Here is a 15,366-nt window from a genome sequence, read left to right on the forward strand (position 1 = left end):
CTGCTGGCGCAACGTCACCCTCCGGTAGCGATTGGTGCAGGGAATCTCGCGCGCCTCCCGGACAGGGCCTCCGGCCTGCGAAGACTCCCGGCGGCCGACCCATTTGGGGGCGCGTACGGGAGTGCCGAGCGCCCTCCCGGGACGCCTGGGACGTCAGAGGCGGACGGGCTTCTCGAGACGGACGTCGGCGGCGTCCAGCCAGGCGCGCAGCGGACCGTCCTGGCCCTGTTCGACGGCCTGGGCGACCGGGCCGGCCAGGTCGGTGCGGCGCACCCCGCCGAGCAGCAGCACCGGGCCGTCCAGCCAGTCCAGGCCGGGGGTGCCGCCCGCGGTGTCCACGGCGGCGCAGCAGACCATCGCGGTGACGTGCTCGACCAGCAGGTCGCGGCCGCTGCGCTCGGGTTCGAGCAGCGGGGCCGGGGCGGTGGTGCGGGCCAGCTGGGCGGCGAGCGCGGCGGCCAGCAGCTCGCCGTCGCCCTCGGCGAGCCGGCCCAGCAGCCGGGTGAGGGTCGGGGCGCCGGGGCGGGCCTGCGGGGCGAGCCGGTCCAGGGCGGTCTGCAGGGCGGCGGCGCCCGCCCGCCAGCCGGCGTCCACCGCCTCGGCCGGGTAGTCGGCCCACTCCAGTTCGTGCCAGACGCCGGCCGCCGGGCGGCCGAAGAACAGTTCGGCGGCGAGCCGGGAGACCGCCCGGTCGACGGTGCCGGGCTCCTCCAGCAGGTCGCAGGCGGGGCGGTCACCGAGCCTGCTGCCGTAGCCGTCGGCCAGCCGGTCGCGCCGGGACAGCTCGGTGAGCGCGGAGACCACGCCGGCGTTGAGGTGCGCCGGGTGACGGCCGAGCCGCCAGGCGGGCAGCGCCACCCTGGTGAGCAGCCGGTCCCAGCCCGCGTAGGCCAGGCCGACCTGTTCCTGGGCGGCGATCCGCAGGCCGTAGTCGACCGTCCTGGCATGCTCGGAGGCCCAGCTCGCGACCGAGCGCTCCAGCTCGGCGGAGTGGCCCCGGCAGGCACCGAGCAGGCGGCGGACGATCCGGCGGACGACCCGGTCCGCGAACGCGGCCGGACCGCGCCGGGGCGGCCGGGGCGGGGCGGCCAGGGAGCCGCCGCCGAGGCCGGGGGCCGCGCCGCCGCCGGAGTCCAGGCAGGCGTCCAGGCTGCGCAGGAAGCGCCGGGCGGCGGCGATCTCCGGGTCGGCGGAGGCGGCGGTGCCGGCCACCACGGGGGCGAGCAGGGCGCGCAGTTCGCCGGCCCGCATCCACCACAGGAAGGGCGAGCCGAGCACCAGGACGGGAGCGGGCGCCCCGGGGGCGCCCTTCGGCGGACTCGGTGCGGCCGTCCGCCGGGCCTGCGGGAGGTCCTCCAGCCAGCTGTCGCAGTCCGGGGTGAGGGCGACGGCCGAGGGCGCCGGCACGGCCAGCCGGTCCGCCAGCTCGTCGATCAGCCGGTACAGCTCGGGGGCCTCGGCCCGGTCCAGCGGGACGGCCGGGGTGCGCGGCGGGACGGCCCGGCGCAGGGCGCGGGCGGTGAACCCGGCCACCAGGAGGGTCAGCGCGGCGATCGCGCAGACCGCCCAGCGTGCGGCGTCCCAGCCCGCCGCGTCGGCGGCCCCCGGCGCACCGATCCGGCCGGTGAACCGGCCCGCGAGCAGGACCACCGCGACGGCGGCGGGCAGGGCGGCGGCGGCCCGGGCGAGGCCTCGGACCCGCAGGACCGCCTGGGCGTGAGCGCGCGCGGTGTCGACTGCGGCCATACGGTGCGGCACCCCCTTCGGAGCCCTCGGGCGCCCGGCTTCGGGCCCTGAGCCGACTCGAAACGATCAGTTCCGACCGGGAAGCGGAGGTGTCCGATCCCCGGTAGTGCATGCTGCGTGGCGCTACTGACATTTTCGACGCCCCGGTCCGGGTGGATGTTCCGGATCACCCCGGTTTCCACTCGTCCCGGTGACACCGCCCGGTTGTTCCGGTGACGCCGCCCGGCCGCCGGCGACCGGTCCGGTGCGAAGCACCCGGACGACCGCCCGGCCGGACGCCGTCCAGCATCCCCCCGTGGGAGCACCGCTACCCGGCGGCGACCCCGGCGCGCGGGCCCCGCGCACCGCGATCCAGCGCACCATAAGGCCGGGCGGCCGGTCGCGTCAGCCGGATGCGGGTGCTGTCACCCGATGGGCTGGAATCCGTCGGCCGAACGGTACGTCCGCCCCCGCGGCCGCTCCAGCCGCGAAACGCCCGGGAGGCTGCGCCCTTGGGGTTGACCGGCGGACCCGCTCGTCCGGAGCCGGCCCGCCCCCGCCGGGGCCGCCCCGCGCACCGCCTGCTCCCGCGCACCGCGGCCCCCGTGCGAGCGGTTCGCACGGGGGCCGCGGAGGGCGTGGACGGGCCCGCCTCAGGCGGTGGCCGCCTTCAGCGCGATGTCGGTGCGGTACCGGCCGCCCTTGAGGGAGATCCGGCCCACCGCGGCGTACGCGCGCTCGCGCGCCTCGGCCAGGTCGGCGCCGGTCGCGGTGACCGACAGGACGCGGCCGCCGGCGCTGAGCACCCGACCGTCCTCGTCCGCCTTCGTCCCGGCGTGCAGCACGAACGCGGTGCCGTCCGCCTCGGCCTCGGCCAGTCCCTCGATCGGGTCTCCGGTGCGCGGGGCGGCCGGGTAGCCCTCGGAGGCGACGACCACGGTGACGGCCGCGCCCTCGTCCCAGCGCAGCGGCTCCAGCTGGTCCAGGGTCCCCTCGGCGGCGGCCAGCAGCACGCCCGCCAGCGGGGTGCGCAGCCGGGCCAGCACGACCTGGGTCTCCGGGTCGCCGAAGCGGGCGTTGAACTCGATCACCCGGGTGCCGCGCGAGGTGAGCGCCAGGCCCGCGTACAGCAGGCCGGAGAACTCGGTGCCGCGGCGGCGCAGCTCGTCCACGGTCGGCTGGAGGACGGTCTCCAGGACCTCCTCGACCAGCCCGGCCGGCGCCCACGGCAGCGGCGAGTAGGCGCCCATGCCGCCGGTGTTGGGGCCCTCGTCGCCGTCCAGCGCGCGCTTGAAGTCCTGGGCGGGCTGGAGCGGGACGACGGTGGTGCCGTCGGTGATCGCGAACAGCGAGACCTCGGGGCCGTCCAGGTACTCCTCGATGACCACGCGCTCGCAGGCGGCGGCGTGCGCCAGCGCGGCCTCGCGGTCGGAGGTGACCACGACGCCCTTGCCGGCGGCCAGGCCGTCGTCCTTCACCACGTACGGGGCGCCGAAGGCGTCCAGCGCCTCGGCGGCCTCGGCGGCGGTGGTGCAGACGTAGGAGCGCGCGGTGGGGACGCCGGCCGCGGCCATCACGTCCTTGGCGAAGGCCTTCGAGCCCTCCAGCTGCGCGGCCGCGGCGGACGGGCCGAACACCGGGATGCCGGCGGCGCGCACGGCGTCCGCGACGCCGGCCACCAGCGGGGCCTCCGGACCGACCACGACCAGGGCGGCGCCGAGCCGGCCGGCCAGCGCGGCGACCTGCGCGCCGTCCAGCTGGTCGACCGGGTGGACCGTCGCGATCTGCGCGATCCCGGCGTTGCCGGGGGCACAGTGCAGTTCGGTCACTGCAGGATCTTGGGACAGGGAGCGGCACAGGGCGTGTTCGCGGGCGCCGCCGCCGATGACGAGGACCTTCACGCCTGGCAGCGTAGTCGGTGGCCTGTTCCGGCCGCTCTCCGGTCCCGTCGGATCGTCCAGGCGGAGGGCTCCGTACGCCGGGCGCGTCGGAGGATCCTCCAAGTGCGGCGGAGGCGGTTCGGCGGTCGGTGGCCGGGTCACGACGGCGGGTCACCGGACCCTCGCTCGGACGGGTGAAATCTCGCCGCCTCCCGCAACCGGCCCACCTCGGGTTCCGTTGGCCGAAACCGGTAACGATCACCGGAGAAGCGCCCCCACGGTCAGCCATTTGGCGGTAAGAAGTGCTGTTGGAGAACCACCGGCGGACACCACGTCAGCCGTTGCGCCGACAGAACCAGCAGTCCGCCCGCCACAGGGAGCCCCACAGGTGAGCCAGCCGGAAATGCAGCCCGAGGAGAGTGCCTGGGGCAAGGAGATCGGTGAGGAGGACCAGCCCGTCGCCGCCGTCGTCCGACGCGCCTCCACCCGACACCGAGCCGATCTGAGCACCCGCCAGTTCCCGCTCGGGGACTGGGGCGAGCCCGCCGAACGGCTGGAGGAGCTCTACCGGTGGTCCGAGGAGCGGGCGGTCGAGGCGATCGAGTGGTACCGCCGGGACCGGGTCTGGAAGCGCCGCTGGGCGCGCCTGCTGCGGTTCGCCGCGGCCGGCTTCGCGGTGGGCGGGGTGACCGCCCCGCTGCTCGGCCTGGCCGGAGCCTTCCCGCACGGCACCGGCTGGGGCTACGTCGGCTTCGCGCTCTCCGCCGCGAGCCTGGCCGCCGACCGGGTCTTCGGGCTCACCTCCGGCTGGATGCGGGACGTCTCCACCGGGCAGGCGCTGCAACGCCGCCTGGAGGCGTTCCAGTTCGACTGGGCGTCGGAGTGCGTGCGCGAGGTGCTCGGCCCGACCGAGGGCACCGCGGGCGAGGCCGCCGAGCGCTGCCTGGGCGTGCTGCGCCGGTTCTGCGAGGACGTCTCGGACATGGTCCGCTCCGAGACCTCGGAGTGGATGCTGGAGTTCCGCGCCTCGATGACCCAGCTGCCCACCCAGTCCGGCGGGGCCTGGGGCGGGCGCAGCGAGCCCGGGGTGGGTGCCCAGGTGCGGGTGCTGCCGCCGCCGGGCACCCGGCCCACCATGCCGCGCCAGCGGCCGCCGGAGGGGCCGCTGCGGTAGTGATCGGGGATACGGAGGGTCAAGTGCCCGGACAGGGGCGGGGTCCCGGACGGGTGCCGGATCGGAGCCGGGGGCGGGGTCGGAGTCAGGCGAAGACGATCATCGAGCCCTGGGAGACGCTCCTGGTCGCCGCCGCGTACAGGCCCGACCAGGCGTGCCGCTCCCTGGCGAAGGGGTGGACGTCGTCGATCGGCGGCCCGAACGGCTGCTCCAGGCCGGTCGGGCCGAGCGGCCGGGTCGGGCCCGGCGGGTTGAACGGGTCGATGCCCAGTGCCGGTGCGACGGCCTGGAGTTCGCGCAGCAGCCCGTGGCTGGAGCCGAGCGGTCCGCCGGAGGCGAGCAGCGTGTCGTCCACCAGCGGCGCCGCGAACTCGACCGGCACGTACGCCCCCGCGTGGTCGAAGTGCCAGACCAGGTGCGACTGTTCGGCGCTGCTCTCGAACATCTCCAGCAGCTGCTCGTAGTCGCCGCCGAGCGCGTCGACCGGGGTGATGTCCAGGCCGGTGAGGCCCAACAGGTAGGCGCGGCGCAGGAAGTGCAGCGAGTCGTAGTCGAAGGCGGCTATCGGCTCGACCGCACCGCTGATGCCCGGGACGAAACGGTAGACCGGCACCTCGGGCAGCCCGCGCGAGGCCAGCACCGAGTTGTAGAGCGCGAGGTCGTCCCGGAAGGGGTTGTCGGGGCTGTGGCTCAGCACGTCCACCAGCGGGACGAGCCAGAGGTCGCAGGCCATGGCCGGCAGTTCCTCTCCGGAGGCGTGGATCGCCCGCGGAGACGGGGCGACGACGGGGTTGGGTCGGTACCCGGACGGCCCTTTCACCAGGCGCCCGGTCCGATGACCGCCCACCCTACCGGCCCGGCGCCGCGGGCGACTCGGGCCCTCCTCGCGTGCCGATCCAGGCGTGTCCGACAACGCCCGCCCGGCGCGAATCGTCGGACACGCCCTTCGGGATCGGACACGCCCTACGGAAGTCGTCGGCCGAACCGGCCGTGCGGGATCGTGCGCGGCTGCGGCACCAGTCCGAGGCCGAGGCCCAGCTCACGGCCGAGTTCCCGGCCCACCTCGTCGCCGCGGCGGCTCCGCTCGGCACCGGGGTCGGCGCCGGGCCCGGTGGCCGGCTCCGACGGCGCGTCCGGCACCGGCGGCGCGGGCGGGGGCTCGACCGGCACCGGCGGCGGGTCCTCCCCGGTGAACTCGGTGAGCAGCTCCAGGACGGTCACCGACTCCAGCGGCTGCCCGGCCAGCCCGGCGAGCAGCCGGACGGTGTACAGGTTGTACTCGCAGATGATCCGGTGCGCGCCGAGCGAGTCGCGGGCCTCGATCGCCTCGACCAGGTCGCAGTGGCGCTCCCAGCAGATCCCGCCCAGCGCGGGCAGCTCCCGCAGGTAGCGCGCGGCGAACATCCAGGACTGCACCCGCAGCCAGTCCAGGTAGTCGGCGATCCGGCGGTTGCCGAGCAGCCCGCCGACCTCCTGCCAGAACCTGCGGTCGCAGCCCACCATCACGTCCAGGTTCCCCGCCCGGGCGGCCCGCACCGCGGCGTCGGCCCGGCGGTGCAGCGAGGGCAGCCGGCTGAGGTCGGGCAGCGCCCGGCGGCTGGCGTACTGGCGGTGGAAGCTGTCGGTGATCAGCACCCGGGACTCGAAGATCTCCAGGAAGTCGTCCCACCCCAGCTCGGGCACGGTGAAGCCGCGGTGGTGCTCGGCCCGCAGCAGTCCCTGCGCCCCGAGGTCGACCAGGGCCTCGCGGGCCGGGGTCGCGGAGACGCCGTACAGCTCGGCGATCTCCTTGACCGTGAAGTTGCGGCCGGCCGCGAGTCGGCCGGCCATCATCTCCTCGCGCAGCGCGCCGGCGATCTGCTCGCGCAGGCTGTTGCGGTGGATGACGGGGCGGGGGGTGTCGCCTGCGCCGTCGTCAGGCATGGGCGCGATCTCCTCGGGCGGCCTACCGTGCCGGCCCTCGTACGGGCCGGCGGGGAACACGACGAGTGCTCATCTTCTCAAACCCGACCGACCCAGGTACGAACCAACCCTCCCGGAACGCCCTCCACCGCGCCCCGGCCCCGCCCCCGCTCAGCGCTGGACCGGTGCCGGGATCCCCAGCAGGCGGTCCCGCAGCACCGGGAACTCCTCGCGCGCCTTCGCCACCTCGGCCGGGTCGAACTCGACCGTCAGGACCTCCTCGTCCGCCCCCGCCTCGGCCAGCACCCGGCCCCACGGGTCCACCACGATGCTGTGCCCGGCCTGCTCGACCCCGGCGTGCGTCCCCGCGGTGTTGCAGGCCAGCACGAAGGCCTGCTCCTCCACCGCCCGGGCCCGGGCCAGCAGCGTCCAGTGCTCGCGCCGCCGCGCCGGCCAGGCCGCCGGGACCACCAGCAGCTGCGCGCCGGCGTCCAGCAGCGCCCGGAACAGCTCGGGGAAGCGCAGGTCGTAGCAGGTGGCCAGGCCCAGCGTGGCGAAGTCGGTGGGCGCGGTGACGATCTCCTGCCCGGCGCCCATCACCACCGCCTCGCCGCTGTCGAAGCCGAAGCGGTGGATCTTGCGGTACGTGTGCACCAGCTCGCCGTCCGGGGAGAACAGCAGCGAGGTGTTGTAGATCGGCCCGTCCGGATCGCGTTCGACGATCGAACCGGCGTGCAGCCAGACCCCGGCGGCCCGGGCGGCGGCCGACATCGCGTCCGAGGTGGGCCCGTCCAGGGTCTCCGCGCCGTCCGACCAGAGGTCGTGGGCGAAGCCGCCGAGCGGCCACAGCTCTGGGAGCACCACCAGATCGGCGCCCTGCTGCGCCCGCACCAGGGCCGCCGCCCGAGCCCTCCGCTCGGCGGGCGGCTCCGCGTCGGAGACCGCGATTTGGATCAATGAAGCGCGCACAGTACCACCGTCCACGGCAAGAGTCCTACGATCGTCACCCGAAAGCGCTGCCCAGCTGTCACCCGGCAGCGTAACGTGCGGTTAGCGTGTGCGCCCGGAAAGCCGGACCATCCCGGTCGGCCGTGACAGCGGGGCACAGGCGGCAAGGAAGCTGACGGAGGGCCGGAGATTCCCGTGACGGACAACCAGACCGTGCAGGCTTACACCGAAGCGTGGACCCAGAGCATCGAGTCCATATCGGAGCTGGTCGCCCCCCTTCCCGAGGGCTCCTGGAACCGGGCCACCGAGTGTCCCGGCTGGTCCGTCCGGGACATCGTCTCGCACGTGATCGCGGTCGAGTCCGACCTGCTCGGCGACCCCCGCCCGATCCATTCGCTGCCGCGTGACCTCCGTCACGTGACGACCGAGTTCGCCCGTTACATCGAACTGCCGGTGGACAAGCGCCGCTGCCACACCGCGCTGGAGATGACCAGCGAGCTGGAGTACACGATCATCCGCCGCTCCCGGGCGCTGCGGAACGCCAAGCAGACGCCCGAGGAGCTGGTGCGCTGGCCGGCCGGGCCGCTGGCCAGGGACTTCCCGTACCACGAGCTGCTGCGGATGCGGGTCTTCGACGTCTGGGTGCACGAGCAGGACCTGCGCCGGGCCCTGGAGGTCCCGGGCAACCTGGACGCCCCGGCCGCCCTGATCACCCGGGACCTGCTGCTGGAGCTGCTGCCCAAGGCCGTCACCGACAGGGCGGGGGCCCCGGCCGGGACGGTGCTGGTGCTGGACGTCACCGGTCCGGTGGAGTTCCTGCGCACCGTCCGGGTGGACGCCACCGGCCGCTGCACCGTGGACGAGTCGATCAGCCTGGCCCCGGACGTCCAGCTCACCATGGACTGGGAGACCTACCTGCGGCTCGCCTGCGGCCGCGGCCGCCCCGGCCCGGTCACCGTCGACGGCGACCGGGAGCTGGCCGAACGGGTGCTGGCCAACTTCTCGGTCACCATCTGAGGCCCGAAGCCCGAAGCCCGCGATCCGGGCTGAGCCCGGGGCCCGGGCTCAGCCCGGCTGCGCCGCGACCCTGCGGCGCAGCCGCAGGATCATCGCCGTGCCCACCGCCAGCGGGACGAACTGCCAGCAGAACGCCCAGCGGAAGGCGGCGGCCGAGTACGCGCCGGCGCCGGCCGGGGAGAGCGCGTCCAGCAGCACGCCGATCCCGAACAGGGTGATCATCGTCCCGATGAACCCGCCCATGTTCACGATCCCGGAGGCGGTGCCCAGCCGCTCGACGGGGTTGCGGGCGCGCGCGTAGTCGAGGCCGACCAGCGAGGCCGGGCCGTTGCTGCCCATCACCAGGATGATCCCGACCAGCAGCCAGGTCGGCGGGTGGCCGCCGGGCCAGGCCAGCACCAGCGCCCAGCCGAGCGCGGTGCTCCCGACGACGGTCAGCACGATCGGCATCCGGGCCCGCGCCGAGGCGGAGAGCAGCCGGCCGAAGACGAAGCCGAAGGTCATGTTGCTGAGCACCAGCAGGGTCAGCAGCCCGCCGGCCCCGGCCCGGGACATCCCCTGCGCCTGCACCAGGTAGGGCAGGCCCCAGAGCAGGCCGAAGGCGTTGCCGGGGAACTGGGTGGTGAAGTGGATCCAGAGCCCGAGCCGGGTACCCGGCTCCCGCCAGCAGGCGAGCACCTGCCGGCCGACCTTCGGCCGCGCCCCGGGCGCCCCCGGCCGGACGGCGGCCTGCGGCGGCGCGTCCCGGAGGAGGAGCGCGACCAGCGCGAACACCGCCACGCCCAGCAGCGCGATCGCGGTGAAGGTCGGCGTCCAGCCCTCGCTGTGCAGCGCCCGGGCGAGCACCACGGTGGTGACCAGGTTGCCGCCCATCCCGGCCAGGCCGGTCAGCTGGGCCACGAACGGGTTCCGGGCCGCCGGGAACCACCGGGCGGCGATCCGCAGCACGCTGATGAAGGTCATCGCGTCGCCGCAGCCGAGCACCGCGCGGGAGGCCAGCGCGGGGCCGAACGCCGAGCTGAAGGCGAAGGCCAGCTGGCCGGCGCTCAGCAGCACGACGCCGAGCATCAGCACCCGCCGCGGCCCGAACCGGTCGACCAGCAGGCCGACCGGGATCTGCATGGCCGCGTAGACCAGCACCTGGAGGATCGAGAAGGTGGAGAGCGCCGAGGCGCCGATGCCGAAGCGGTCGGCGGCGTCCAGTCCGGCCACGCCGAGGCTGGTGCGGTGGATGACGGCCAGGATGTAGACGCTGACGCCGACGGACCAGGCCAGCCAGGCCGCCCGGCCGCCGGGCGGTACGAGCCCGGGAGCGGGTGCGGCCACGGGCGCGGGCGCGGCCACGGGCACGGAGCCGAGCGCGGAGCTGCGAGCGGATGCGGGCGCGGCCGGGGGCTCGGCGGTGGGCCGGGGAGCGGGGACGGTCGGGGACGGGGCTGAACGAGCGGGCTCCACGGTCATAGTCCGACCAGCCTAGTCATCCCATGATCGGATGCTCGGACCAGGGGCCCGTGCGCCCCGGCCTCAGCCCCGGCCCCGCCTCAGCCGGTCAGCGTCCAGGACACCGAGCGGGTCATGTAGCGCTCCCGGAAGGCCTCGTCCCGCACCCAGTCGGTGGTGTCCCGGACGGTCGCCGTCACGGTGACCGTCCGGCCCGGGGCCAGCTCCAGCCTGGCGGTGTCCAGCCAGGCGCCGTCGGCGGACTGCGGCGCCACCGGGACGCCGTCCACCTTCCACTCCACCTTCAGCTGCCGCGGGCCGTTCAGCGGCAGCGGCCGGACGTCGAGCCGGGGCCGCCCGGACACCTCGCCGGGTGGCGGCACCGGGGTGTCGGTCGGCCGGACCCTGCGGTACAGCTCCTCGATGATCGCCTCGCGCGAGGGGAGGTTGTACGCGCTGCCCAGGGTGCGCATCACCGAGTCCCGGGTCGGCCGGTAGAGGCCGTTGGCGCTGCGGTACGCCCCGATCACGCCGGCCCCGTCCGGGGACTCGGCGCCCAGCCAGCGCCACCACTTGGTCTGCTTCCTGCGCATGTCGTCGGCGTTGAGGGTGGCGAGGTTCGGGTAGTCGGCGTCGTCCGGGGCGCTGTCGTACTCGTCGCCGAGGTCGCCCACGGTGTGCCCGATCTCGTGCTGGATGATCCGCCCGGCGTCCGGGCTGCCGCCCGCCAGGGTGGTCACCCCGGTGCCGCCGGCGCCGCCGTACTCGGTGGAGTTGGCCAGCGCTATCAGGTACTGGGGCCCGGCCCCGTCCCCCGCGTACCGGGCGGTGGCGGCCTCGTCGGCGCAGAGCAGCCGGGCGGTGCCCTCGCACCAGAAGTGCATGCCGAGCGGGGTGGCGGGCTTGCGGCCGCGGCTCTCGGTCTCGGCGATCCCGGAGACCGGGGAGACCACCTCGACCCGCCGGATGTTGAAGAAGCCCTGGTAGGTGCGGAAGGGCTCGATGTCCATCAGCGCGTGCCAGGCCTTGTCGGCCTGCTGCCGGAAGAGGTCCTGCTCGGCGGCCGTGTAGCCGTCGCCGAGCAGCACCAGGGTGATCCGGTTGGCCGGGTCGCCGGTGCGGCGTATCTCGACGGTCGGGGCGGCCGCGAACGCCCGCCGGTCGGCCTGGAGGGCCGTGTGCGGGGGCACCGCGCGGTCGGCCGGGGACCCCGGGCCGATCACGGCGAACGGCGAGGGGCCGGCCAGCTCCAGGGCGCCCGGGAGGGCGGCGGAGGACAGCAGCACGAGGGCGGCCAGACTCCGGACGAGACGGCCAGGGTTGCCAGGCGCCATACGGGTGCGTCCTCCCGGATCCGGTCACCCGGCGTCGCCCGGGTGGTGGAGCGGAGACGTACCCGGGCGGCCGGGACTCCCCTATACGGCCGCGAGAAAGTCACCGACCTGGCCGAACGATCCGCACTTTCCGGACCATTCTGGTCATACCAACCTTCACGCGAGAGGCTTGGAAGGCCCGCCGGACAGAACCCAGAATTTCTCGGAACCCGTCTGCAACCCCTCGTGGGGATGCGCGTCCATACAGGTGAAGGCACGGAGAGCGAGACCGGCAGAGCCGGGGGGCGCTTCCGCTCGGGAGGAGCGGGGCCGGTCGTCTTCACCCACTCACACCGTCAGCACCATGACCCTGGGGAGTCACGTCATGCGCCTGTCCGTTATCACCCGTTTCGCGCAGAACGAGCGCGCGCTCTCCGGCCGCCGCCGCATCGCCGTCCTCGCCGCCACCACGGTCCTCGCCGGCGGCGTCCAGTTCCTCGCCACCGACACCGCCTGGGCCTGCGACGGCCCGTATTCCGCGAACAACCCGGTCGTCTCCGAGGCAGCCATGGCCCGGCACCACAGCGGGACCCCGGTCAGCGCCTTCATCGCCCCGGTCGCGACCTCGCTGACCGCCGGCGAGAAGACCGAGTTCGGCGTGGAGTTCGCCAACTTCACCGGGGCCGCGTTCGACGAGGTGGCCCCGGGCCTCACCCTGAAGGCGACCGGCGGCAAGACCCACCTCCTGCCCAAGGACGTGACGGTCGAGGTCATGCGCGGCGGCTCCTGGACGAAGCTCGGCACCGACAACGGCTGCGCCGGCGAGGCCGTTCGCGTCGACACCTCCCCGCTGCTCCAGCCGCTGGCGGACGGCCACGCCGGCCGCGCGCTGTTCCGGATCACCCTGGCGGCCGGGGCCCCGAAGGACCTCGCCTCGGTGACGCTCACCACCAACGCGTGGAGCGGGGAGGCCGCCACCGGCAAGTCGGCGAGCACCACCGTCAAGGTCGTCCGCCCGGGCGCCAAGCCCGCCAAGACCGCCAAGCCGACCACCCTCGCCAAGCCCGCGCCCGCCACGGCCGCGCCCACCACGGCCGTCGAACCGGCCGCGGACCGGGCCAAGGACGCCGCCCCGGCCGCCACCGCCCCGGCCGGCACCCCCGAGCTGGCCCAGACCGGCTCCTCCGCCACCGACACCTTCCTCGCCCTCAGCTCCGCCCTCTTCCTCGCCCTCGGAGCCGGCGTCCTGATCGCCGTCCGCCGGCTCCGCCACCAGCGCTGACCGGCCGCCCGGTGGGGCCGAGCGGCCCTCGGCCCCACCGGGCGAAAATTTCTCGAAACCCACCCGCAACCCCCGACGGGGATGCGCGTCCATACAGGTGAAGGCACGGAGAGCGAGACCGGCAGAGCCGGGGGGCGCTTCCGCCCAGGAGGAGCGGAGCCGGTCGTCTTCACCCACTCACACCGTCAGCACCATGACCCTGGGGAGTCACGTCATGCGTACGTCCGTTATCACCCGTTTCGCGAAGAACGAGCGCGCGCTCTCCGGCCGCCGCCGCATCGCCGTCCTCGCCGCCACCACGGTCCTCGCCGGCGGCGTCCAGTTCCTCGCCACCGACACCGCCTGGGCCTGCGGGGACCACCGGATCTCCGGCGCGTACCACGCCCCGACCGACGTACCCGGGCTCTCCCCCAACACCTCCATCACCTCCGCCAAGTCCTCGGTGGCCGCGGACGGCAGCTGGAACGAGGTCACCCTCAAGATCGTGAACAAGTCCGCCGAGGACGCCCACGGCATGGAGCCCTTCCTCGCCATCCACACCCCGGGTTCGGGCGCGGCCGCCCGGGTCAAGGACGTCAAGATCCAGTACAAGGACTACACCGGCGCCTGGAAGGACCTCAGCCTGATCGACGGCTGCGCCCGCGTCGTCGACATCACCGGCTCCCAGCGCGAGCGGATGACCGCCAACAGCTCGGTGGCCGTCGAGTTCCGCTACGCGCTGGCCCCCAGCACCCCGGCCGGCGTGACCACGATCGACCTGCTGGCCTCGACCGAGATGGCCGGCTCCGAGGGGCCGGGCGACTCGGGCTTCAAGCCGGTCACGGTGACCCACCCCCAGGACGGCGCCACCGCCAAGCCGACCACCCCGGCCAGGCCCAAGCCCACCGCCACGCCCACCAAGGAGGCCCGGTCGGCCCCGGCCAAGCCCGCCGCCGACAAGAACACCGTCCCCGCGCCGGCCGCCGAGGCCCCGGAAGCGTCGGCGACCCCGCCCGCCGCCCCGGCCACCACGGCCCCGGCCGGCACCCCCGAGCTGGCCCAGACCGGCTCCTCCGCCACCAACACCTTCCTCGCCCTCAGCTCCGCCCTCTTCCTCGCCCTCGGAGCCGGCGTCCTGATCGCCGTCCGTCGACTCCGTCCCCAGCGCTAGGGGCGGTACGACGAAGGGGCCCTCCTCCGCACGGCGGTGCGGAGGAGGGCCCCTTCTGCGGTCCTACGGGGGCGTCAGCCCCAGGTGATCAGGCGCTTCGGGCGCTCCAGCAGGCCGGCCACGTCGGCCAGCACCTTGGAGCCCAGCTCCCCGTCCACCAGGCGGTGGTCGAAGGAGAGCGCGAGCGTGGTCACCTGACGCGGCACCACCTTGCCCTTGTGCACCCACGGCAGTTCCCGGACCGCCCCGAAGGCCAGGATGGCGGCTTCGCCGGGGTTGAGGATCGGGGTGCCGGTGTCGACGCCGAAGACGCCGACGTTGGTGATGGTGACCGTCCCGCCCTGCATGTCGGCCGGCGAGGTCTTGCCCTGACGGGCCGTCTCGACCAGCTCGCCGAGCGAAGTGGCCAGGCCCGCGAGGGTCTTGGACCCGGCGTCCTTGATGTTCGGGACGATCAGGCCGCGCGGGGTGGCCGCGGCGATGCCGAGGTTCACCTGTCCCTTGAGGACGATCTCCTGGGCGGCCTCGTCCCACTGCGCGTTGATCTCGGGATGCCGCTTGATCGCGGTGAGCAGCGCCTTGGCGACGATCAGCAGCGGGCTGACCCGGACGTCCCGGCCCAGCTCGCCGCTCTCCTTGAGCCGGCGGACGAACTTCATCGTGCGGGTCACGTCGACCTGCACGAACTCGGTGACGTGCGGGGCGGTGAAGGCCGAAGCCACCATCGCCTGCGCGGTCGCCTTGCGGACGCCCTTGATCGGCACCCGGACGTCGCCCGCGGTGGACACGGGCACCTGCGGAGCGGCCGGCTCGGCCACGACGGCCTCGGTCACCGGGGCCGCAGGGGCCGCGGCGGCCGCCGGGACGGCCGGAGCCGCCTGGGCCGTGGCGAAGGCGTGCACGTCCTCGCGGGTGATCACGCCGTCCCGGCCGGTCGGGGTGACCGCGCGCAGGTCGACGCCGAGGTCCTTGGCCAGCTTGCGCACCGGCGGCTTGGCCAACGGCCGCTCTCCGCCCGGCACTTCGGCGACCGTGGCGACCGGGGCCGCGGGCGCCGGGGCGGCCGCGGGCGCCGGAGCCGAGGGCACGGCCGGCACGGTCGCGGAGACCTTCGTGGTGGTCGTCCGCCGCGCCCGGCGCTGGGCGGCGCCGGTGCGCGGGCCGTACCCGACCAGCACCTCGCGCCGCTCGGGCTCGGTCTCCTCGGCGGGAGCCGGAGCCGGAGCCGGCGTCGCGGTGGGGGCGGCCGGAGCCGCGGCCCCCGCCTCCCCTGCGACGGCGACCGAGATGATCACGGTGCCGACGTCGACCGTCGCACCCTCGGGGAAGTGCAGCTGCTCGACCACCCCGTTGAACGGGATGGGCAGCTCCACGGCCGCCTTGGCGGTCTCCACCTCGCACACGACCTGCCCGTCGGTGACGGTGTCACCGGGCTTGACGTACCAGCTGAGGATCTCGGCCTCGGTGAGGCCCTCGCCCACGTCGGGCATCTTGAACTCGCGGAGCGAGCGAACTTCGGTGGTCATCTTCGCTCC

12 protein-coding genes are annotated in these 15,366 nt (G+C 74.9%); 4 read left to right on the forward strand and 8 right to left on the reverse strand.

Translation table 11 applies throughout. From position 1 onward, the window contains the following. Positions 1-153: 153 nt before the first annotated feature. Entirely contained in the window at positions 154-1,746 is a 1,593-nt protein-coding gene (locus tag ACWDBE_RS20440) for a hypothetical protein (RefSeq protein ID WP_449808705.1), read from the reverse strand. Positions 1,747-2,378: 632 nt separating this feature from the next. Beyond that, on the reverse strand, positions 2,379-3,626 hold the full coding sequence (gene purD, locus ACWDBE_RS20445; RefSeq protein ID WP_449787851.1) for a phosphoribosylamine--glycine ligase: 1,248 nt from the start codon (positions 3,624-3,626) through the stop codon (positions 2,379-2,381). Between the two features lie 367 nt (positions 3,627-3,993). Between purD and ACWDBE_RS20450 the strand changes: the two genes are divergently transcribed. Further along, the gene (locus tag ACWDBE_RS20450) at positions 3,994-4,779 is read left to right on the forward strand and encodes an SLATT domain-containing protein (protein WP_449787852.1); all 786 of its coding nucleotides are present in this window, start codon (positions 3,994-3,996) and stop codon (positions 4,777-4,779) included. Between the two features lie 85 nt (positions 4,780-4,864). On the opposite strand, the gene ACWDBE_RS20455 is transcribed toward ACWDBE_RS20450, so the two are convergent. The 3 genes from ACWDBE_RS20455 to ACWDBE_RS20465 form a co-directional block, all read right to left on the reverse strand. Continuing rightward, a complete protein-coding gene (locus ACWDBE_RS20455; protein WP_392868594.1) occupies positions 4,865-5,512 on the reverse strand; it encodes a hypothetical protein in 648 nt (215 codons plus the stop codon). Between the two features lie 230 nt (positions 5,513-5,742). Further along, entirely contained in the window at positions 5,743-6,702 is a 960-nt protein-coding gene (locus tag ACWDBE_RS20460) for a GntR family transcriptional regulator (protein ID WP_449787853.1), read from the reverse strand. Positions 6,703-6,852: 150 nt separating this feature from the next. Further along, the gene (locus tag ACWDBE_RS20465; RefSeq protein WP_392868598.1) at positions 6,853-7,650 is read right to left on the reverse strand and encodes a carbon-nitrogen family hydrolase; all 798 of its coding nucleotides are present in this window, start codon (positions 7,648-7,650) and stop codon (positions 6,853-6,855) included. A 174-nt stretch (positions 7,651-7,824) separates the two neighbouring features. Here ACWDBE_RS20465 and ACWDBE_RS20470 point away from each other — a divergent pair, with 174 nt between their 5' ends. Further along, the gene (locus ACWDBE_RS20470) at positions 7,825-8,646 is read left to right on the forward strand and encodes a maleylpyruvate isomerase family mycothiol-dependent enzyme (RefSeq protein WP_449787854.1); all 822 of its coding nucleotides are present in this window, start codon (positions 7,825-7,827) and stop codon (positions 8,644-8,646) included. Between the two features lie 48 nt (positions 8,647-8,694). On the opposite strand, the gene ACWDBE_RS20475 is transcribed toward ACWDBE_RS20470, so the two are convergent. Together ACWDBE_RS20475 and ACWDBE_RS20480 are read right to left on the reverse strand one after the other, a co-directional pair. Then, positions 8,695-10,107, reverse strand: coding sequence for an MFS transporter (locus tag ACWDBE_RS20475; RefSeq protein WP_449808706.1), 1,413 nt, complete (start codon positions 10,105-10,107; stop codon positions 8,695-8,697). Between the two features lie 80 nt (positions 10,108-10,187). Beyond that, a complete protein-coding gene (locus tag ACWDBE_RS20480; protein ID WP_449787856.1) occupies positions 10,188-11,420 on the reverse strand; it encodes a M64 family metallopeptidase in 1,233 nt (410 codons plus the stop codon). A 364-nt stretch (positions 11,421-11,784) separates the two neighbouring features. On the opposite strand from ACWDBE_RS20480, the gene ACWDBE_RS20485 reads away from it, so the two are divergent. Both ACWDBE_RS20485 and ACWDBE_RS20490 read left to right on the forward strand, forming a co-directional pair. After that, positions 11,785-12,681: a hypothetical protein gene (locus tag ACWDBE_RS20485; RefSeq protein ID WP_449808707.1), complete on the forward strand. Its 897-nt coding sequence runs from the start codon at positions 11,785-11,787 to the stop codon at positions 12,679-12,681. A gap of 214 nt (positions 12,682-12,895) precedes the next feature. Continuing rightward, positions 12,896-13,831, forward strand: coding sequence for a hypothetical protein (locus ACWDBE_RS20490; RefSeq protein WP_449808708.1), 936 nt, complete (start codon positions 12,896-12,898; stop codon positions 13,829-13,831). Between the two features lie 74 nt (positions 13,832-13,905). Here the strand turns inward: ACWDBE_RS20490 and ACWDBE_RS20495 are convergent, their stop codons facing one another. Next, positions 13,906-15,357 carry a dihydrolipoamide acetyltransferase family protein gene (locus ACWDBE_RS20495; RefSeq protein ID WP_449808709.1) on the reverse strand — a complete coding sequence of 484 codons (1,452 nt, stop codon included), beginning with the start codon at positions 15,355-15,357 and terminating at the stop codon, positions 13,906-13,908. Between the last annotated feature and the right edge of the window lie 9 nt (positions 15,358-15,366).

Source organism: Kitasatospora sp. NPDC001132 (genome assembly GCF_053598415.1).